Annotated in this window: 17 protein-coding genes and 1 pseudogene; 13 read left to right on the plus strand and 5 right to left on the minus strand. The window is 61.7% G+C overall.

Annotated features, from left to right (window positions below; translation table 11 throughout):
* Positions 1 to 26 precede the first annotated feature (26 nt).
* Positions 27 to 2,123, plus strand: a complete 2,097-nt coding sequence (locus tag BUB04_RS06745) for an ATP-binding protein (RefSeq protein ID WP_073038195.1) — start codon at positions 27 to 29, stop codon at positions 2,121 to 2,123.
* A 66-nt stretch (positions 2,124 to 2,189) separates the two neighbouring features.
* On the opposite strand, the gene BUB04_RS06750 is transcribed toward BUB04_RS06745, so the two are convergent.
* A complete protein-coding gene (locus tag BUB04_RS06750) occupies positions 2,190 to 3,521 on the minus strand; it encodes a UDP-glucose dehydrogenase family protein (RefSeq protein ID WP_073038197.1) in 1,332 nt (443 codons plus the stop codon).
* 107 nt (positions 3,522 to 3,628) lie between these two features.
* Here BUB04_RS06750 and BUB04_RS06755 point away from each other — a divergent pair, with 107 nt between their 5' ends.
* The 12 genes and pseudogenes from BUB04_RS06755 (at position 3,629) to BUB04_RS06810 (ending at position 16,590) form a co-directional block, all read left to right on the plus strand.
* A complete protein-coding gene (locus tag BUB04_RS06755; protein WP_073038199.1) occupies positions 3,629 to 6,256 on the plus strand; it encodes a PAS domain S-box protein in 2,628 nt (875 codons plus the stop codon).
* 269 nt (positions 6,257 to 6,525) lie between these two features.
* Positions 6,526 to 7,047, plus strand: a complete 522-nt coding sequence (locus BUB04_RS19275) for a cob(I)yrinic acid a,c-diamide adenosyltransferase (protein WP_073038201.1) — start codon at positions 6,526 to 6,528, stop codon at positions 7,045 to 7,047.
* Between the two features lie 288 nt (positions 7,048 to 7,335).
* Positions 7,336 to 7,623: a co-chaperone GroES gene (groES, locus tag BUB04_RS06765; protein ID WP_073038203.1), complete on the plus strand. Its 288-nt coding sequence runs from the start codon at positions 7,336 to 7,338 to the stop codon at positions 7,621 to 7,623.
* A 24-nt stretch (positions 7,624 to 7,647) separates the two neighbouring features.
* Positions 7,648 to 9,270, plus strand: coding sequence for a chaperonin GroEL (groL, locus tag BUB04_RS06770; protein WP_073038205.1), 1,623 nt, complete (start codon positions 7,648 to 7,650; stop codon positions 9,268 to 9,270).
* A 205-nt stretch (positions 9,271 to 9,475) separates the two neighbouring features.
* Positions 9,476 to 9,664: pseudogene (gene rpoZ / locus BUB04_RS20260) on the plus strand (DNA-directed RNA polymerase subunit omega); the annotation flags it as partial.
* Between the two features lie 350 nt (positions 9,665 to 10,014).
* Complete coding sequence (locus tag BUB04_RS06780; RefSeq protein WP_073038209.1) at positions 10,015 to 10,377, plus strand: hypothetical protein; 363 nt, start codon at positions 10,015 to 10,017, stop codon at positions 10,375 to 10,377.
* Between the two features lie 87 nt (positions 10,378 to 10,464).
* Positions 10,465 to 11,610, plus strand: a complete 1,146-nt coding sequence (gene dnaJ / locus BUB04_RS06785; RefSeq protein WP_073038211.1) for a molecular chaperone DnaJ — start codon at positions 10,465 to 10,467, stop codon at positions 11,608 to 11,610.
* A gap of 92 nt (positions 11,611 to 11,702) precedes the next feature.
* Positions 11,703 to 11,915 (plus strand): hypothetical protein, encoded by a 213-nt coding sequence (locus BUB04_RS06790; RefSeq protein WP_245795143.1) that lies wholly within the window; start codon positions 11,703 to 11,705, stop codon positions 11,913 to 11,915.
* 42 nt (positions 11,916 to 11,957) lie between these two features.
* On the plus strand, positions 11,958 to 12,938 hold the full coding sequence (locus BUB04_RS06795; RefSeq protein ID WP_073038215.1) for an ABC transporter ATP-binding protein: 981 nt from the start codon (positions 11,958 to 11,960) through the stop codon (positions 12,936 to 12,938).
* Positions 12,935 to 13,708 (plus strand): ABC transporter permease, encoded by a 774-nt coding sequence (locus tag BUB04_RS06800; protein ID WP_245795144.1) that lies wholly within the window; start codon positions 12,935 to 12,937, stop codon positions 13,706 to 13,708. Before BUB04_RS06795 ends, BUB04_RS06800 begins: the two co-directional genes overlap by 4 nt.
* A gap of 51 nt (positions 13,709 to 13,759) precedes the next feature.
* The gene (locus BUB04_RS06805; protein ID WP_178371928.1) at positions 13,760 to 15,238 is read left to right on the plus strand and encodes a GldG family protein; all 1,479 of its coding nucleotides are present in this window, start codon (positions 13,760 to 13,762) and stop codon (positions 15,236 to 15,238) included.
* Positions 15,235 to 16,590 (plus strand): DUF4340 domain-containing protein, encoded by a 1,356-nt coding sequence (locus BUB04_RS06810; protein ID WP_073038221.1) that lies wholly within the window; start codon positions 15,235 to 15,237, stop codon positions 16,588 to 16,590. Before BUB04_RS06805 ends, BUB04_RS06810 begins: the two co-directional genes overlap by 4 nt.
* Before the next feature lie 6 nt (positions 16,591 to 16,596).
* Here BUB04_RS06810 and queF read toward each other — a convergent pair whose 3' ends face one another.
* From queF to BUB04_RS06830, 4 genes are all read right to left on the minus strand, one after another.
* Positions 16,597 to 17,085 (minus strand): preQ(1) synthase, encoded by a 489-nt coding sequence (queF, locus tag BUB04_RS06815; protein WP_353743176.1) that lies wholly within the window; start codon positions 17,083 to 17,085, stop codon positions 16,597 to 16,599.
* Between the two features lie 295 nt (positions 17,086 to 17,380).
* Positions 17,381 to 18,931: a DNA recombination protein RmuC gene (locus BUB04_RS06820; protein ID WP_084076272.1), complete on the minus strand. Its 1,551-nt coding sequence runs from the start codon at positions 18,929 to 18,931 to the stop codon at positions 17,381 to 17,383.
* A gap of 107 nt (positions 18,932 to 19,038) precedes the next feature.
* Complete coding sequence (locus tag BUB04_RS06825) at positions 19,039 to 19,752, minus strand: hypothetical protein (protein ID WP_073038226.1); 714 nt, start codon at positions 19,750 to 19,752, stop codon at positions 19,039 to 19,041.
* Between the two features lie 160 nt (positions 19,753 to 19,912).
* Positions 19,913 to 20,647: a P-loop NTPase family protein gene (locus tag BUB04_RS06830; RefSeq protein ID WP_073038227.1), complete on the minus strand. Its 735-nt coding sequence runs from the start codon at positions 20,645 to 20,647 to the stop codon at positions 19,913 to 19,915.
* Between the last annotated feature and the right edge of the window lie 53 nt (positions 20,648 to 20,700).

Raw genomic sequence — 20,700 nt, forward strand, 5'->3', positions numbered from 1 at the left:
ATGGGGGTAGGAAGCGGTTCAAGGCCATGAGAAAATGGAAACTTCAGAGCAAACTGGCGGTATCCGTGGCGGCGATCATCGTCGGTGTGAGCCTGGCCGGCGCTCTGTGGATCTCGTGGTGGAGAACCCGAATTCTCACCGTCTCGGCTCTCCAGGACATGGCGATGATGGCCGAGAATACGGTGCGGCGCATCTCCCCGTTTGTGTACAGCCAGAGCTGGGCCAACGTACTCATCACCCTTTCCAATGATTTCGCCAACAGGGAAGATCTGGTTTATTGCCGTGTGACCGATCCGTTGGGACGCGTACTCCTTTCCACCCTTCCCGAGGAGATGGAAAGCGGCGAACCTTTTTACATGAAGACGTCGGTTGATCCCGACAAGGTCCTGCTCGACCGGACATTCCAGCTTCTGGCTTCCCGGCTGCGCCAGAGGCTGTTGGTCCAGGAAACGCGGCTGGAACGCTCCGTCGTCCACGGGGGGCGCCTCCGGGGACACGCCGGCGAACGGATCCTGGACGTGCGCGCCGACGTGATTCACGGAGACACCGTGTTGGGACATTTGCGCATGGGGTTTTCGAGGCGCCCCGTGTTGGAATCGGTTCGCCAAAACCGCCGGACGTTCCTGGCTTTGGAGGGCTGTCTGTTAGTGGCTGTTCTGGGGGCCATCTTCCTGGTGGTGCGCCGCGAAGTGCGTCCGCTGCAGCTGATGACCGAAAAGTTGAGAGACGTTTTTGCGGGCGGGCCTGAGAAGATGGCTTCCGGCGTGCGCGCCCTGGACCTGTCCCAGGTGCAGACCACCACCCGCGAGGTGAGCGACCTCAAGGACGCCTTCGAACGGATGCAGCACAGCCTGATGGAAAATTACGAGCGGTTGGAGGCTCACCAGGAAAGGCTCCAGGAGCTGGTGGAGGAGCGGACTGCGGACCTGTTGCGCACCAACGAAGCACTCCAGAAGGAAGTGAAGGAAAGAACCAGGAGCGAGCAGGCGCTCAGGGAAAGCGAAGAAAGGTTCAGCTACCTTCTCGAGACCATCCCATTGGTGGCGGTCCGGGGCTTCGGGCCGGATGGAACGATCCACTACTGGAACCGTTCCTGCGAAGAAATCTATGGATATCGAGCCGAAGAGGTGATCGGAAAGAACGTGTGGCAGGTCTTGAACCCGGCCGACCGCGGTGGGATCCGGGCCTTGCCGAACACCCATCGGGTTTCGGAGCCCAGGGAGAAGACCTACTTGCGAAAGGACGGCAGCCCCGTGGACGTCTTTTCCAGCACGGTGGTTCTACGGCGCCAAGACGAGCGGCCGGAGTTCTTCGCATTCGACATCGATCTGACTCCGATCCGCCGAATGGAAGAAGAGCTCCACAAGGCCAAAAGGCTGGAGGCCATCGGCTATCTGGCGGCGGGCATCGCCCACGATTTCAACAATCTGCTTACGGCGATCCTCGGTAACATCAACATGGCCAGGCTGTGGATTCCGCCCGCGAGCCCCGAAGCGGAAAGGCTCCTGGCGGCGGAAAAGGCGTCTCTCCGGGCGAAGGATTTGACGCAAAAACTCATCACCTTCTCCGAGGGGGGCACACCCCGGAAGCTGGAGACATCCCTGAAGAGCCTGATTGAGGATGCGGCCTCCCTGGCCTTGGCCGGATCGAATGTGCGTTGTGAATCCAGGATCGGGGAGGGGCTCGATTCGGTGGAGGCGGATCCGGACCAGCTGCGCCACGCTCTCTACAATGTGCTGAAAAACGCCAGGGAAGCCATGGCCCGGGGCGGAACAGTGCAGGTGGAGGCGAGCAGGGTATCCCTTGGGGCCGATGAATTTGCGGAGCTGGAAAGAATGGGGCTCCAATGCCGACAGGTCGTCCGCATCCAGGTCCGGGACAACGGACAGGGAATGTCCCTCCAGGTGCTGGACAAGATCTTCGATCCCTACTTTTCCACCAAGCCCCGCGGAACCGATAAGGGCCAGGGTCTGGGCTTGACCATCGTCCACTCCATCGTCCGGCGTCATGAGGGGGCCGTTACCGTTGACTCCACACCCGGTCTGGGGACCACCGTATCCATCTATCTGCCGGTGAGCGTTCATCCTGCCGCGGCCGCACCCGTGAAAGAGGGGACCCCATGAGCTTTCTCCATGGGTGCTCCCCGCGAAGCGGTTTCAGCCGATTCTTTGGCATATGGCAGGGAAGACTCAGCACGTTCTCCCCGCCGGCCGGATCGGGCGGCCCACGCCTTCGTAGTAAAAGCCCAGCTCCGCCATGTGTTTCGGCTCATAGACGTTTCGCAAGTCGATGAAGACCGGCGTTCGGAGAAGCTCCTTGATGCGGACCAGGTCCAGGGCTCGGTATTCGTTCCATTCGGTCATGAGCACCACCGCGTCGGCGCCGCGGCATGCCTCATAGGGCGATGAACAGTAGGTGATTTCCGGCAGGTGCCTGGCGGCCTCCTTCATGGCCTGGGGATCGTGGGCCCGGATTGTGGCTCCGTGCTCCATGAGGGCCGGCAGGATGGTGAGAGACGGAGCTTCCCGCATGTCGTCCGTTTCCGGTTTGAAGGCCAGTCCCAGCACGGCGATGACCTTGCCCGCTTCGCTGCCGCCCAGGGCGTTTCGGATCTTTCGGACCATCCGGGCCTTCTGGGCGGCGTTCACTTCGGTGACCGCCTCCACGATGCGGCACGCCACCCCGTGTTCCTGGGCGATGCGCAGCAGGGCCCGCGTGTCCTTTGGAAAACATGAGCCCCCGTATCCGGGCCCGGGGTGGAGGAACTTGGGGCCGATGCGGCCGTCCAGCCCCATGCCCTTGGCCACGGCGTGTACATCGGCGCCCACTTCTTCGCACAGGTTCGCCATTTCGTTGATGAAGCTGATCTTGGTGGCCAGAAAGGCGTTGGCGGCGTACTTGATCAGCTCGGCCGTCTCGATGGTTGTGAGGACAAAAGGGGTTTCGATCAGATAGAGGGGCCGGTAGATGGCTTTGAGCATTTCTTCCGCCCGGGCATTGTCCGTTCCGATAACCACGCGGTCGGGGCGCATGAAATCCCCGATGGCCGCCCCCTCCCGCAGAAATTCCGGGTTACTGGCCACATCGAAATCGGCTTCCGGATTGGCTTCCGCGATGACCCGCGCCACCTGACGGGCCGTGCCCACGGGGACCGTGCTCTTGTTGACCACCACCGTGTAGCCGCGCAGCAGCGGTGCGATCTGCCTGGCCGCCTCGAAAACGTAGGTCAGGTCGGCATAACCGTCTCCGCGCCGGGAAGCCGGGGTGCCCACGGCGATGAAGATGACGTCCGCCTCACCCACCGCCGGCTCCAGGGCGGTGCTGAAGGCCAGGCGTCCCGCCTCGGCGTTCTTGGCGATCATGGGCTGGAGGCCCGGCTCGTAGATGGGAACCGAACCCGACTGGAGTGCCCGGATCTTTTCCGTGTCCACGTCGATACACGTCACCTGGTGGCCGAATTCGGCAAAGCAGGTGCCGCTCACCAACCCCACGTAGCCCGTACCCATGATGGCTATTTTCATTGTCTGCCCGTTCCCCTTTGCTATAAGCTACAACGAATTTTCCAAGAGCAATCTTCTTTGCGGCACACTCTACCATCCGCAACCGCTCAATGAAAGAGTCCGCCGTGATGCGACGCCTGCCCATAGGAGCCAGGATCTTTTTGGCCATTCTTGCCGTGAGTATTCTCACCATGACCGGGGTGGGCGTCCTCGTCTATCTGAAGGGAAGCGAGATCCTGCGTCGCAAAACAGGGGAAGAGCTGTCCCTGGCGGCGCAGGTCCACGCCCATTATGTGGAACACCATTTGGAGGATCTTCTGAGGGACCTGGAACACGTGGGGCGCTTGGCGCCTTCGTGGATGCTGCAAGAGGATCGCAGGGAAAAGGCGGATCCCGGCGGCGCCCCCCGGGAGCTTTTTCAACGCTCCGCAAGCTATGTGCAAGAACGGTTTCCCTGGGTGCTGGGGATGGCGGTGCGGGACGCCCAGGGCCGCATCCTGGCGGCGTCCCACGGGGAAAAGGTTCACTCTTCCAGGCCCCCACCCTACGATCCCCTCGGTTTGCTTAAGAAAGCGGTCCTGGTGACCTTTCCCTCGACCACGGAGGGCGACCCTCAGGGGCCCCCCCTCATGGAAGTGGGAACCCGTATCGCCGCCACCGGCGCCGATTCGAGAGAACGCTACCTGACGGCGGTCGTGAACCTGGAAGAACTCATTGGGCGGGTGCCCGTCCCGGAGTATCTGGGCCGATCCCTCGCCATCGCCTTGGGCGGGACACGGGGGGAACACCCCGTGGTTCTGGTGAGGAACCTTGCCGTCTCACCCGACCTTCGCACCCGGTTGAGCCAGTTGCTCCAAGGGACCGATTCCCGGACGCATCCCGAACCATCTCCTTCGGGCCGCGAAACCGGGCCCTTCCTGTGGGCCCTGAGCCGTCTGCCGCGGCTGGGCTGGCCCCTGCTTGCGGCCCTTCCCGCCTCTTCGGCCCACGTGCCCTTGTCCCAGCTCTTCCAGGTGGTTGTGATGGGGGTTGCCGTGGGGATCGGTCTGGCTTTTCTTGTCGCCTTGTATGCCTCCTCGGCCATGGTCCAGCCCATCAAGAGGCTGACCCAGGCGTTCCGGGAATTCAGCAAGGGCAACTGGGACGTGCAGGTTCCGGTCACGTCCTCGGACGAGATCGGAGAGCTCACGGACGGTTTCAATGAAGGAGTGCGCTTTCTGGCATCCCAGCATGCCAAGCTGCGCCGTTTTCGCGCCCTTGTACACCACAGCCAGGATGCGATTCTGCTTTTTTCGGCTTCGGGCGGCATCACCTACTGCAACAAGGCGGCCTTCGACCTGCTCGGCTACACCCGGCGGGAAGAACTGGCCCTGAAGACCCTAAGCGATTTCGTCTGCCCCCGGGACAAGGCCCGGTTCGAAAAGACCGTATGGCCCGCCATCCTGGAAGGGCGGTGGGAAGGGGAACTCCATTTGTGCCACCAGGATTCCCGGCCTTTGGTGGCTTGGGCGAGGGCCGGAACCATCCCTTCCGACAGGGAGGGCATCCGGTTGCTCTACGCCGTGTTGCGGGACATCTCGGAGCGCAAGAGCTATGAAAAGGCCTTGCAGGAGGCGGAGGAATATTACAGGAGCCTTTTCCGTTCGAGTCAGGACGCCATCGTGGTGACCGACCCTCAGGATGTGATCATCGATGTGAACGAGCCGGCCTTTGAGGCAACCTTCGGCTATGCCAAGCAGGAAGTGGTGGGACGGCCGATCGGCGACCTGTACGATGAGGCGGCCGGAGCGCCCGCGCCCACAGGGGATGCGTGGGGGAAGGCCCCGGGGCGCTTGACCCTACGATGGAAAAGAAAAGACGGCGGGGTCTTCCTGGGAGAGACCACCGTGGATGTCCTGGAAGGCTCCCGGGGACAGCGCCGCGGATACCTCCGGGTGGTGCGGGACGTGAGCGAGCGGGTGGCCTTTCTGGAAAAACTGGAAAAGGCCTACAACGACCTCAAAGGCCTCGATCAGCTCAAGGACCGTTTCCTGGCGGGGATCAGCCACGATCTCCGCTCCCCCCTGATTCCCGTTCGCGCCTTTCTGGAAAGGCTGCTGCAGCGACGCTGGGGCCCTCTCACGGACAAGCAGGAGGAATTCCTTCGCTACTGCCTCATCGGCGTCGACCGGGAACTGATTCTGGTGGAAGAGCTTCTGGACTACACGCGGCTGCAGTCCGGCCGTTTGGAGCTTAGGGCCGAGGAACTGGATCTTCAGGACGTGATCCGCACCAGCCTTTTCCTGCTGAAAGTCCAGGCCGAAGCGCACCACCTTCAGGTGCACGTGGACATGCCCCGGGAAGCCGTGATGATGCGCGGGGATTACAACAAGCTGCTGCGCATTTTCAACAATCTCTTTTCCAACGCCGTCAAATACAACCGCCCGGAAGGCAGCGTCTCCGTTCGGGGGCGCTGGGTCGATGAGGGGCGCTTCCGCGTGGAGATCGAAGACACGGGGGTGGGCATCCCCCGCGAGTCCCTGGACCACATCTTCGAACACTTCTACCGCGTGGAAGGGGAACGCTCCGGAGCCGTCACGGGCGCCGGCATCGGCCTTGCCGTGGTCCGTGAGCTGGTACGCCTTCACCAGGGCCGCCTGGAGGTGCAAAGCACCTTGGGAGTGGGAAGCGTCTTTGCCGTGACCTTTCCCACCATGGGACCCGGCGAGGAGGCGGAGAAGAGAGACGAGGAGCTTGGCCGAAAGCGCAAGGGATGAACGCTTTTCTCGTAGCGCAGCCCTTGAGGGCTGCGAAAAGAACTGAAATCCCACGGCAGCCTGATCGGCAGATCCATTTTCAGTCAGGCTACCGGAGCAGAGACGGAATCGCAGGGCTATGGCGCGCCCCCACGGACGGCATGGAAGATTCGTGTTGCCGTTCCCCTGCAGAAGGGGTGCGCCCATGGAGCCTTCGCCGATGCGGCGCTGTACAGGGGGCCCTATTCATTTGCGTGGAGACGGAACTGAATCGCGAAAGGAGGAAAAGGGTGGCGGAGGTGTTTCGGTTTTCCAAGAAGGGAGATCAAGGCGAGACCAGTCTGCTGACGGGCCAACGGGTGTCCAAGGGGAGCCTCCGGCCGGAAACCTACGGCACGCTCGATGAGGCGAGTTCGGCTCTCGGGTTGGCCAAGGCGTTTTGTCCCGACGAGAAGGTACGGGAAATGATCCGCACCATCCAGGAGGACCTGGTGACGGTGGGGGCCGAATTGGCCTGCGAGGCGCCCCAACGTTCCCGCTGGAGGGTGGAAACGGCGCAGATCGAGCGCTTGGAACGCTGGATCGAGGAACTGCAGGAGGAGGTTGCGGTTCCCCGCCATTTCATTCTTCCCGGCGCCAACCCGGTCAGCGCGTCCCTGGATCTGGCGCGCACCATCGTGCGCCGGGCCGAGCGTTGGGCCGCCCGGGCTCGGGAGGCGGGCCTGGAGGTGCGGGCCGAGGTGCAGGCCTACCTGAATCGGCTGGCCGACTTTCTTTTCACGCTCGCCCGGTTTACTGAAAAAGATCGCTAGAAAGAGAAAAAAGAAGAAAGAATATGAATTCTAAAGAAAGGGGCCCCTCTTGTTTGGATGGGCTCCTTTCCCTTTTTCTCATGGGGACCGTCGGGCCGTTTCTCCCCTTGCCTTTTTGGGGGGCGATGGCTATCTCTTATTAGCACTCGACAGGAGCGAGTGCTAATTTGGGGTGGGCGCCTTCGGACACCTCCACCGGCCGATTCCTGTCCATCCAAAGGACCCGGGGCCGAAAGGCCGCCCCCGAAAGTCCTTGGGACATCTTTGGAGAAGGAAAGGAGAGGAAAGATGAAGCTGCGTCCGTTGCATGACCGAGTCATTGTGAAGCGACTGGAAGAGGAAGAGAAGACCCAGGGCGGGATCATCATCCCGGACACGGCCAAGGAAAAGCCCCAGCAGGGCAAGGTTCTGGCCGTGGGTAAGGGCAAGCTCCTGGAAAAGGGCGATGTGGTGCCCTTGATGGTCAAGGAAGGTGACCGGGTGCTCTTTTCCAAGTATGCGGGCACCGAGGTCAAGGTGGAAGGCGAAGAACTTCTCATTATGCGAGAGGATGACATCCTGGCCATCCTCGAATAGGCGCATCTATGAGGAGGACGGAAGATGGCAGCGAAGGAAATCAAATACTACAGCGAAGCACGCAGCAAGATCCTGGCAGGTGTGGACATCCTGGCCGACGCCGTCAAGGTGACCCTGGGGCCCAAGGGCCGCAACGTGGTGATTGAAAAGACCTTCGGGTCCCCCACGGTGACCAAGGACGGGGTGACCGTGGCCAAGGAAATCGAGCTGGAGGACAAGTTCCTCAACATGGGCGCCCAGATGGTCAAGGAAGTGGCCAGCAAGACCAGCGACGTGGCCGGCGACGGCACCACCACGGCCACCATTCTGGCCCAGGCCATCGCCCATGAGGGCTTCAAGCTGGTGGCGGCGGGCCACAATCCCATGGCCCTGAAGCGCGGCATCGACAAGGCGGTTCAGAAGGCCGTGGAGGCCCTGAAGGAACTGAGCAAGCCCACCAAGGACCAGAAGGAGATCGCCCAGGTCGGCACCATCTCCGCCAACAACGACGCCACCATCGGTGAGATCATCGCCGAGGCCATGAACAAGGTGGGCAAGGAAGGCGTCATCACGGTGGAAGAAGCCAAGGGCATGGAGACCACCCTGGACGTGGTCGAGGGCATGCAGTTCGACCGCGGCTACATCTCCCCCTACTTCGTCACCGATCCGGAAAAGATGGAGGTGGTCCTGGAGGACGCCTACGTCCTGTGCCATGAAAAGAAGATCAGCAATATGAAGGATCTTCTGCCCATCCTGGAGCAGATCGCCAAGATGGGCAAGCCCCTGCTGATCATCGCCGAGGACGTGGAAGGCGAAGCCCTGGCGACCCTGGTGGTGAACAAGCTGCGCGGCACCCTGAAGGTATGCGCCGTCAAGGCCCCCGGTTTCGGTGACCGGCGCAAGGCCATGCTCCAGGATATCGCCATCCTGACCGGCGGCCAGGTGGTATCCGAGGATCTGGGCGTGAAGCTGGAGAACGTGACCCTGAATGACCTGGGTTCGGCCAAGCGCGTGGTGGTGGATAAGGACAACACCACCATCGTGGACGGCGCGGGGACCAAGGAAGCCATCGAAGCCCGGGTCAAGCAGATCCGAACCCAGATCGAAGAAACCACCAGCGACTACGACCGCGAGAAGCTCCAGGAGCGGCTGGCGAAGCTCGTGGGCGGCGTGGCCGTGATCCGCGTGGGTGCCGCCACGGAAACGGAGATGAAGGAAAAGAAGGCCCGCGTGGAGGACGCCCTGAACGCTACCCGTGCGGCGGTGGAAGAAGGGATCGTGCCGGGTGGTGGTGTGGCCCTGCTGCGCTGCCAGAAGGCTCTGGACGACCTGAAGCTTGAGGGCGAAGAGCAGTTCGGACTGGAGATCGTGCGCCGTGCCCTGGAGGCGCCGCTGCGCCAGATTGCCAACAACGCGGGCCATGAAGGTTCGGTGGTGGTGGAAAAGGTCCGCGAAGGCGAAGGCTCTTTCGGCTTCAACGCGGAGCGCGAGGTTTACGAAGACCTGATCGCCGCCGGCGTCATCGATCCCACCAAGGTGGTGCGCTTCGCCCTGCAGAATGCGGCCAGCGTGGCGGGTCTGCTGCTCACCACGGAAGCCATGATCGCCGAGAAGCCCAAGGAGAAGAAGTCCGAGCATCCCGGGGCGGGCATGGAAGACATGTACTAAACCCCGGACACTTTCGGAAGCCAAAGAACCCGGACCCGGTCCGGGTTCTTTTTTGTTGCACTCCCGAAGGCGAGTTGCTAGGAAGAGGGCGACGTATGCCCGGAGGCGGACGGAATCGGGCGGGCGCCATGCCCGCCCGAAATCGTCTTGGACCAGGCCGTCCGCGGCGGGAAATGGAGATCCTTGAGGAAGGAGGAGCCGGCTTATGGCTCGAGTGACGGTGGAAGACTGCCTGAGGCAGGTGGAAAATCGTTTCGCCTTGGTGCACCTGGCGGTTCGCCGCGTTCTGCAGCTTCGAAAGGGGGCGGCGCCCCTGATCGATGCGCCCAAGAACAAGGAAGTGGTGGTGGCTCTTCGGGAGATCGCGGCCGGAAAGGTGCGCCCGGACAATATCCTGGAGCTGGAGGGCCTGGACGAGCTGAGCCTGGAGGCCCCTCCGAAAAGGACGGCGGGCTCCAGCGCCGCCGAAATCCAGGAAGTGCTGGAAGAAGCGGCCCAGGCCGATCCGGCGTCCGAGGGCGAAGTTCAGGTGGTGGACGAGGATTCCGTGGCAGAGGATGCGGACGAAGAGTAGTGGCCGTTCGGAATGGCTCTCCGGCTTGACGGGCCGGGGAATTTCCGTTCTCTTCGCAGCCGCCGATTCCGCCCCACGGGAAAGGACGGGTCGCACCCGGTGGCCTGTGCGACATCCGGGGGTTCTTCCGCAGCCCTCTAGGGCTGCGCCACGAGAAAAATGGAAGACGCATGGCCGACAACGGATTGCTCTCATGCCTGCAGAAACGGGATCTGCTGAACCGGTCCGCCGTGTCCGTGGATGAGCTCCTCCAGTGGGCGCGACGCTACGAGCAGGCGGGCCTTGTGCACGACGCCGTGGATTTCTACGAGAAGGCCCAGGCCAATGAGGAAATCCGGCGCCTCATGGAAAAGGCGGTCCAGGAAGGCGACTATTTTCTGCTCAAGCGTTTGTCCACCCTCCTCGGGGCCGCTCCGGATGCGGCCACATGGCGTTCCTTGGCGGAAAGAGCAAGGGAACTGGGCAAGGAGCTCTTTTCCCAGCGGGCCATGAGCGAAGCCGAACCCCGGGAGCCTTCGGGCGAGCGCGCTTGACAAACGGCCGGGGCATGCTTACGAGATACGTTGTGCACGTTGCCCGCTGGCGCCTAAAATCTTTAAACCATTCAGGTGGTTAACCCCATGGAGCAAACTCGCGACTATTACGAAATCCTTGGTGTATCGCGCAATGCGACCGACGAGGAAATCAAGAAGGCCTACCGGAAGCTCGCCCTGAAATACCATCCCGATCGCAATCCCGGAGACAAGGAAGCCGAAGAGCGCTTCAAAGAGGCGGCGGAAGCCTACGAGGTCCTCCGCGACCCGCAAAAGCGCCAGATCTACGACCAGTATGGGCACGAGGGTCTGAAGGGGACCGGCTTTTCCGGGTTTCAGGGCTTCGAGGACATTTTCAGCTCCTTTGGGGACATCTTTCAGGAATTTTTTTCCTTCAACTTCGGCGGGGGACAGCGCACCCGAACCAGTGCCCGTCCGGGCAACGACCTGCTCTACGAATTGGAGCTCTCCTTCGAAGAAGCGGTTTTCGGCACCGAGAAGGACCTGGAGATCGAAACGTTGCAGACCTGCCAGCGGTGCGGCGGAAACGGATCGGAACCCGGCTCCAGCGAAAGCCTGTGCCCGCTTTGCCGCGGGCGGGGCCAGGTGGTTCAGACCCAGGGGTTTTTCCGCATCAGCACCACCTGCAACCGCTGCCACGGTTCCGGCCAGGTCATCACCACGCCCTGCAGGGATTGCCACGGACAGGGGCGGCTTCGGCGCCGCAAGAAGGTCCACGTCAAGGTTCCGCCCGGCGTGGATTCGGGAACCCGCCTGCGCCTCCGCGGCGAGGGGGAAAGCGGCTATCGCGGGGGGGTGGCCGGGGACCTCTATGTGCGCTTGCGCGTCCGCCCCCACGAATTCTTTGAACGGGACGGCAATGACCTTTACGGCAAGGTGAAGATTTCCTTCATCCAGGCGATCCTGGGAGACGAGATCGAACTGCCGACCCTGGAAGGCACCAAGACCATCCGCATCGAACCTGGAACACAGCCGGGAACTGTCCTTCGGTTTTCCGGGGAAGGGGTTCCGTCTTTGCGCGGCTACGGCCGAGGGGACCTTTTCGTGGAAATCGATGTGAGCATTCCTTCCAAGATTACCGCACGCCAACGAGAGCTCCTCGAGGAGTTCATGGCCATCGAAGAAGAGAAAAAGGACAAGAAAGTCCGCCGGTGGCCGTGGAGCAAACGGCGTCAGGACAAGAGCGACGCCGTCGGGGAAGCCGCCCGCTGAGAATCCCTTGCGTGTTTGGTGCACACCGTGCCGAGCGCCTATGCAGGATGCTGCCCCTTGAGACGGGAACCCGGCTGAAAGGAGGAATGGCGGTGTGGTACGAACACCAACCCGGTCAGTATGAAGATTTCCATGCCACGGCCCTCTATTGTCCCAAGTGCCGTGATGCCATGCCCGTGCGCAGCCGGTTGTTGCTGGTGCTGCCCGACGGGGAACTCCACGAATACCTCTGCCAGGTCTGCTCCACGTCCGTGGGAACCAAGACGGTGAAACAACAGCCGGACGGGCGTCTCATCGTGATGTGATCCGCCCGGCCGCTCCATTCCGAATCGGATGAGGTGACGGCGATGATTGAAGTGCAGGGATTGACCAAGTTCTATGGGACCGTTCCCGCCATTCAAGACGTGAACTTCCACATCCACAAGGGGGAAGTGGTGGGATTCCTGGGGCCCAACGGGGCGGGCAAGTCCACCACGATCCGGATTCTCACCTGCTACATGCCTCCCACCGCCGGTGAGGCCCGTGTGGACGGCCTGGACTGTTTCCAAAAGTCCCTGGAAGTGCGCCGGCGCATCGGGTATCTGCCGGAAAATGTTCCCTTATACAATGAAATGACGGTCCGGCGCTTCCTGCGGTTCGTGGCCCAGGCCAAGGGCGTGGAAGCCCGGGAGCTCCCCCGGGAAGTGGACCGTGTGGTGGACGTGTGCGGACTGGAGCGGGTCAGAAACCGGATCATCGGCAATCTTTCCAAAGGGTATCGCCAGCGGGTGGGGCTCGCCCAGGCGCTTCTCAACAACCCGCCGGTGCTCATCTTGGATGAGCCCACCATCGGGCTGGATCCCACGCAGATCGTGGAGATCCGGCGCCTGATCCGAGATCTGCGGGAAGACCACACCATCTTGTTGAGCAGCCACATCCTGCCGGAAGTGGCCCAGATCTGCCAGCGGGTCCTGATCCTCAACAAGGGCCGTATCGTGGCCACGGACTCCCCGGATGCGTTGACGGCCCAGCTGCAAAAATCCGCCAAGATCGCCCTGACCGTGGAAGGAGACGGCCGGCAGCTTGCCCGCGCCCTGGAAACCATGGACGGCATTCTGGCCGTGCAGCTGGAATCCAACCACCATTCCCGGCTCATCCTGGAAACCGATCGATCGCGGGATCTGCGCCCTGAGATCGCCCGCAAGGTGGTGGAGGAAGGGCTGGGGCTGCTGGAACTCAAGGCCATGGATCTGAGCCTGGAGGATATCTTCATGCAGCTGGTGACGGAAGAGGCTCCCGTTGAGGAAGGTGCGGTGGAGGCTTCGGAGACGGCGGAGGAAGGGAAATGATGAGGGGATTCGTGTCCGTGTACCGAAAGGAGCTTTATCTCTTGTTCGCGTCGCCCATCTTCTATGCGGTGGCGTTCATCTTTCTGGTGCTCAACGGATATTTCTTCTACAGTTCGGTGGCCTACTACAACCTGCTGAGCTTCCAGGCGGGCCAGAATCCGTTCATGGCTGGCCAGCTCAACCTCATGGACATGGTGGTGCGCCCCCTGTTCATGGATATCTGCATCGTCCTGCTCCTGGTGGCCCCCCTGCTCACCATGCGCACCTACGCCGACGAGAGGAAGACGGGCACGGTGGAGCTTCTCTTCACGCTGCCGGTGACCGACGGCGGAGCCTTGGCCGCCAAGTTTTTGGGCGTCCTCACTGTTCTCTTCGTCCTGCTGGCGGGGACCCTGCCCGGGATGGCCCTTCTGGAGTACCTCTCGGATCTCAACTGGAAGGCCGTGCTGTGCGGCTACCTGGGCCTCTTCCTCCTGGGATCAGCCTTCATGGCGCTGGGAGTCTTTACCTCCTCGCTTTCGAGGAACCAGATCATTGCGGCGGTGCTTTCCTTTGGCGCCCTGCTCCTTTTCTGGGTCATCAGCTGGATGAGTTCCGTGCTGGGCCCGGGGGCCTCCCGGATCATTGAGTACCTGTCCATCATCCGCCATTTCGACACCTTCTCCAAGGGGGTGCTCGATTCCAGGGATGTGATCTACTATCTGCTATTTATAGCGTTCTTCCTCTTTGTCACCCTGCGACAGATCGAATCGTACCGCTGGCGGGGCTGATCCCGGTCCAACGGAGATCCCCCGGCGGCGAAACCACGGAGGCGAATGGTCATGCCCAAGCAGAAAAGAGCTCGAAGGAGCCTGGTCTACGGATCCAATACGTTCGTTTCCATCTTGGTGTTCCTGGCGATACTTGTATTCGTCGCCCTCATTGCCGAACGGCATCCCTTGCGCGTCGACCTGACGGATTCCGGGGAGTTCAGCCTGTCGGAACAGTCCCGGAAGGTGGTGGCGTCTTTGCCGGAGCCGGTCACCATCAAGGCCTTTTTCGCGTCGGCCTCCCCCGAATGGCTCAAGACCAAGGATCTTTTGGAAACCTACCGCTACCACAACAAGAAAATCCGCTATGAATTCGTGGATCCCGATCGGCAGCCGGAAATCGCCCGCCAATATGAAATCCGCGATTACGGCACGCTGGTACTTGAAGGCTTCGGCCGGAAGGAAACCGTCCTCAGCCCCGATGAGGAAGCCATCACCAACGCACTGCTCAAGCTCTCCCGAAAAGAGGAGAAGAAGATCTACTTCCTGACGGGGCACGGGGAGCGGTCCCTTGGCGAGATCAACAAGGTGGGCTATTCCACGGTGAAGTCCGCCCTGGAAAAGGAAAACTACGCGGTGGACGAGCTCAACCTGATGCAGCGGGAGCAGGTCCCCGAGGACGCGGCCGTGGTGGTGGTGGCCGGTCCGAAAAAACCGCTCTTTCCCGAAGAGGTGGCATCCTTGGAGGCCTATGTGAAAAGGGGCGGCAAGGTGGTCCTTTTCCTGGACCCGGGACGTGACGGAGGCCTGAAGGAGTTCGCCCGGTCCTTCGGCATCGATGTGGGCGACGACATGGTGATCGACAAGCTGAGTCGCGTCTTCGGCGGCAGTTACCTCATGCCCGTGGTGACCCAGTACGGCGGGCACAAGATCACCGACGGCTTTAACGTGGCCACCTTCTACTCGGAAGCCCGCTCGGTGCGTCCCCTGGAGGAAAAACCCGAGGGGGTGACGGTGATCACCCTGGCCTCCACCTCGGAAAATGCGTGGGCGGAAACGGATCTGGAGCGGCTTCACAAGGGCGAGGCCAGCTTCGAGGAGGGGCAAGACAAGCCCGGGCCCGTCCCCCTGGTGGTGCTGGCCGCCGTGGACAGCGGCAAGTTTTCCAAGGTTGATACGACGGAGAAACCCCAGGGAGAAACCGGTTCGGCGAAGGCGTCCGGCCATGGAGAAAAGGACGAGGACAATGTGGCCCATGCCGCGGAAGCAGAACCTCCCATGGGGTACCTGGTGGTGGCGGGGGATTCCGATTTCGTGGACAACACCCACTTCGGGCTATCGGGAAACGGGGACTTCTTCCTGAATACCGTGCACTTCCTGGCGGAAGAGGAGACCCTCATCACCATTGAACCGCGCAAGAAGGAGGGCCAGACCCTCATGCTCACCCAAGGCCAGGCGCGGCTGGTCTTCTGGGTGCCCCTGGTGCTGGTCCCGGCCCTGGTGCTCATCGTTGGCCTCGGAGTCTATCGGGTTCGGAGGGCTCAGAGATGAAGTGGCGGCAGACGGTTGTTTACGTGATCGTTCTCGCGCTCGTGGCCGGCTACTACTATTACTTCGAAGTGGTGAAAAGGAAAGAAAAGGAGGAGGCGGAAAGGGCGGCCAAGAAGGTCTTCGCCGTTTCCAAGGATGACGTCCGGGAGTTGGTGGTGGCCCGGAAGGGCGAGGCGCCGGTGGAGCTCGTCAAGTCCGACGGAGTCTGGAGGATCCGAAAACCCCTGGAAACGGAGGCCGACAAAGCCGCCGTGGAGTCGCTTTTGAGCACCCTGGTGGAGCTCGAAACGGAGCGTTCCATCGAGGATGTGCCCAAGGATCTCAAGCCTTTCGGGCTGGAGGAGCCGGAGCTCACCCTTCGCTTCCGTTCGGGGGACCAATGGCACGAGCTTCGCCTGGGAACGCAGAACCCGGCGCAGGACAGCCGTTACGGGACTCGGGGCCGGGAGGGGGATCTTTTCCTGGTGGCTTCCGGTACCTGGGGAGTGCTCAACAAGGGCTTGAACGAACTGCGCCGACGCGATCTCTTCACGTTTGAAAACGACCAGGTGAAACGTCTGGTGGTGGCCTGGAGCCGAGGGGCGGAGGTGGAACTGGAGCGTAAAGAGGGCGGCGACGCCTGGTTCGCCCCTGAAGATCCCGAAAGAAAGATCAAGGCGGGCAAGGTGGAAAACGTCCTGGACCAGATCCGCTGGCTTCGTGCCAAGAACTTCGTGGACGAAAAGGGTGAGGGCGGCCGCTCCGCCCTGGAGCGTCCCCTGGTGACCGTGACCCTGGAACTCAAAGACGGGGAAAGACGAACGCTCCAGGTGGCGGAGTCCACCGCGGGGGCGAACGAAGCCCGGGCACTTGGTTCCGAACTGCCCTTCGTGGCGGAGGTGGACAAGGACATCCTGGAGGAACTTCCCCGGGACCTCCACGACGTGGAGGATCGCTCCGTCTTTGCCGGAGATCCGGATGCGATCACGGAGGTGGAGTGGGTCCTGGGCGACTCCAAGGGCCGTGTGGTCCGCCTGGGCGAAGGAGAGTGGGGGCGGGCCCGGGACGAGGGAGAGCCCGAAAAATTGAAGGAATCCTGGCGGGTGCGGTCGGTCTTCTGGGAGTGGGAGGATCTGGAATACGAAAAGAAGGATCCTACGCAGAAAAAGCCGGACGATGATAAGCTCGCCGGGATCGTATTCCGCGGCAAGGAAGGTGAAACTTTGGCTGCCTTTACCTGGAAGAAGCTTCCGGAAAAGGAGGTTCCCGATACGGTTCCTCTCTGGACGGATCAGGGGGAGGCCCTTCTTGTGAAGACCGAGAACCTGCGACAAATCGAAAAAAAGATAACCGAATTGGCGGGCGCCCCCTGATGTTTTCTATTCCCGGCCGCCCCGGTAGGAGGTCCTGCCGATGGGAAGCGGGGTGCAGTTGGGCGGCAGAGTCCCCGTTTCCACCACCACGTCGATGGTGATTCCTCCCCGGGCATACCAAAGGCCCACCACCCGAAGGTATTTGGGGTCCATGGCTTCCTGGAGCCGTTTGTGGATATAGACCGTGCAGGCCTCATGGAACGTGCCGTGGTTCCGGAAGCTTCCCAGGAAGAGCTTGAATGCCTTGCTTTCCACGAGCCTGGGGCCCGGCACGTAGTCCACCACGATGACGGCGAAGTCCGGCTGCCCGGTGATGGGACAGATGGTGGTAAATTCGGGAGCCGTGAGGCGGACCACGTAGTCCGTGTCGGGATGGGGGTTGGGAAAGGTTTCCAGAACGGCGTCTTCGGGACGTTCCGGTGTTTCCACCTTCTTTCCGAGAAGACTCAGCTGCTCATAGATCTTTTCCGTCACAGAAGCCTCCTTTCTTTTCAATCTGCCAGGTTCCTGTGAACTTGGCCGAAAAGGCTGGGGATAACCGCTTTTCTCGTAGCGCAGCCCTTCGGGGCTGCGGAAGGGCTTCCCAGTAGTCGGATAGGCCACGGGTGCCCGTCGTCCTCTCAAGAGGCCGCGATGGCCGATTCCCGCGGGGATGAAGCCCCGCGGCTACGAAAAGAATGAAAATTCCCCGGGGCTCTCGAGTCGGCGGGCGATCCCCGGTTCCAGGGCAGAGTCCTGCAACCAGGAGGAAAGCCGACTGCAGATCTTTGGCCCCATCTTCCGGTGATCCTCATCGGCTGAGATCGTCGGCTTCCTCCGCCCGGTCCTCCGGCAGGGACAGGTCGGCCACGCTCCTGGGGGTGACGCTCACTCCTTCGCACACCGGGATCTCCTCCCCCGTGGGGATGCCCAGTTCCTGGAACCGCCGGGCACTTACCAGCACCCTTCGTTCCAGGGCGCCCACGGTCCGGTTGTAGCTTTCCACGGCCCGGGCGAGATGGGTCCCCATATCCTGCAGGTAGCCGGCCATGCGGGCAAGTCGTTCGTGCAGCTCCCGCCCCAGGCGGCTGATGACTTGCGCATTGCGGGCCATTTCCTGCTGCTGCCAGCCGTAGGCCACTGCCCGCAGGAGCGCAATGAGTGTGGTCGGGGTAGCCAGGACCACGCGTTGCTGCATCCCCGCTTCGATGAGGCCGGGATCCTGTTCCAGGGCCGCGCTGAAAAAGGCCTCTCCGGGCACGAAGAGCACCACGAAGTCCGGGGCCTTGGCGAACTGGTTCCAGTAGTTCTTGGACGCCAGCTGCTGGATGTGCGCCCGCAGGTGCCTGGCGTGGCTCTGAAGGTGCTTTGCCCGGTCTTCTTCCGATGGGGCCTCCACGGCTTCCAGGTAGCCTTGCAGCGGAACCTTGGCGTCCACCACCACGAGGCGGTCGCCCGGCAGGTGCACCACCATGTCCGGGCGAAGGGCGGTCGGCCCCTGAGCGGCGGCCTGTTCGCTAAAGTCGCAGTGCCGGTTCATGCCCGCCAGCTCCACCACGCGGCGGAGGGTGAGTTCTCCCCAGCGGCCCCGCACCTGGGGTTGACGCAGGGCGTTGACCAGTTTGCCGGTTTCCTGGATGAGTTGGCTTTGGGCGGCGCTGAGGCTTTCCACCTGCTGCGAAAGGCGGGCGTAGGCTTGTTGGCGTTCCCGTTCCATGGCCTGCACCGCCTGATCGTATTTTCCCAGGGCCTGGGACAAGGGGGACAACAAGGTTTCCAGGCCCTGCTTCTTCTGCTCCAGGTCGGCCGCGGCCGCATCCTGGAACTGGGCGAGGGCGTTCCTGGCGAGATGGAGGAAGATTTGTGTGTTCTTTTGCAGGGCTTGGGCCGCCAGGGCCTCGAAGGCCTGGCCCATCTTCTCCCGAGCCTGCTCGTAGGAAGAGAGCTGGTCCTGGAAGGCGGCCCGCTCCTTTTGCAGCGTGGTTTCCAGGACGGCCATCTCCCGGCGAAGTTCGCCCAGGGCTTCGCTCAGCCGGTTCCTTTCCCGCCGCTCCTCCTCCAGTTCCCTTTCTAGGGCGGGGATTCTCCGGACTTCCTGGGCGAGGGCGGCCCGTTTTTCCGTTTCGTTGAGAAGGGACTCCCGGATTCGGGCCGCCTCCTGGCGAACCCTTTCCACCTCCGCTTCCAGGCTTGCCCGTCGCTGCTGTTCCTCCAAGGCCTTCCCGCGCCAGGTGTCCCGTTCTTCACGAAGACGCGCTTCCCGATCTCTCCATCCCCTGCGGTGATGGAAAAAGAAAGCGAGGGCGATCAGGATGGCGACTCCCGCGGCCCCCCATCCCCAGACGGTCATGTCCAGCGCCATCGTCTGTGTCTTCCTTTCTCAAACGTTCGGGAACAGGCCCCATGCCTTCCGTTGCCCCCTTCCGGATTCTCTCGATGGTAGCGGCGTTCGGCCGGGCGTAACAGAGGCTATTGAAGCAGTTTTTTCACATGGTTTTGGTAGCGTCGAAAGACGTCCTCGGCCAGTTTGGACAGGTCATCGGAGACGAGAGAAAAGGAAGGCAGGTCCAAGGGTTCAGGCAGTTGAAAAGCCTTGGGATCAATGGGGTGAATGTAGAGTTTCTTTTCCACGGACATGATTTCCTCCGCGGAAAAGTTGCCGCCGAGGAAGTGTTTTTGCTCAAGGGCGCAGGCATCCAGGTTTTTCAGGAAATTCAAGATGGTCAGCAGATCGAAATTGTTCTGAAAACCTTGGATGTTGAGGTTCAGGGCTCGGCATTCCAGTTCAAAGTCGTCCACAGCGTCCTTGTAGTCGGCCATCCACTTGACGAGTCTCCGATAGGATTCGAGGACGAGCTTTCTGTACTTGGACTTGCCGGTAAACGCGGAGACCTTGATGAAACGCACTCCCCTGGAAAAAGGCTTTTCCAGGCATTCGTGCCAAAAGGAGGGGCTGGGAATCTTCAGCAGTTGGACGAGGCGGGAGACCTCTTCCGGGTGGACCATGAGGTATCCCAGACGGGTGATCCTTTTTCCCACTTCTCGAGCCAGGGAGCGCACCTGTTCGGCCTGGGCCTCCAGGTCTTCCATCTGGATTTCAATGACCCGCCGCTGGGTCAGGTAGTTTTCAATGACCTCTTCTTTGACCTGCCGGGTCAGACAGGAAATGAGATCGTCTTCCACAATGACATCTCCCCGGGGAGGGGCGGCAAAGGAGACGGGGCGCCGTCCCCCGTCGCCACCCGGATCCTTTCAGACGCAGGGACCCTTCCTCCGATTGGAAGCATGGTTGGTCTGCTGAAGCCCTTCCCCTGGACTTCCGAGGCTCTGTCGGGTCTGTTCGTCAGCGGTCCTCGTCGCTTTGCCCGTTTCCCGCTTCATCCAGAAGGAAGGTCCGAGGGTTCAGGTACAGCCGTTCCTTGTCCGGTTGATAGGCATCGTAATGTTTGAGCACCACGATGGATATGGTTTTGGGCTCCGGCTCCAGAAACAGAATGGCCTGGAACAGGTCGTCCAGCTCATGACACGGGTAAGGGATGCCCCGCTCGTTCACGATGTCGATATGCCGGTGGGTCCGGCAGGAAAACCACACGGCCGCTCCGCATTCCTTGGCGATCTGCTGGAGGGCTTCCAGTTGGTTGCGGGTGATCCGTTCAAAGTCCAACCCGTCCAAGACGATGAGATCCGGCCTGAATTGGACCTGTTCCGCCAGATTGCGCATGCCCTCCTGGAGCTTGGACGGGCTGAAGGTGTGGTGCATGTAAGACATGATGAACCGGGAGGAGACCATGCCTTCCCTGGCCGTCTGGAGAAGCGCCTGGTCGCTCCCGCTTCCCGCCATGTTTCGGTAAAGCTCCTCGTACCAGATCTTCACCTTGTCGGGAAGCTCGTCGATGCACGCATGCAAGACCTTCTTGCCTCGGGAAAGGGCCTCCAGGGCAATGTGGGTCAGGCAGGCCGTTTTGCCCACGCCGGCCCGGGCCAACAGCACTCCCATCTCGCCCGGCTGCAAGGGCCGGCCCAGGCAGGCTTCGATCATCCTCGCGGTGGAACCCTGCGAACTCTTTTCTGGCGTCATGAACTACACTCCTTTTTCGTGCCGATTCCACTGGCAGCATACACCAAGCGGCC

It is taken from the genome of Desulfacinum infernum DSM 9756, from assembly GCF_900129305.1.
In the GTDB taxonomy this organism is placed as follows: Bacteria; Desulfobacterota; Syntrophobacteria; order Syntrophobacterales; family DSM-9756; genus Desulfacinum; species Desulfacinum infernum.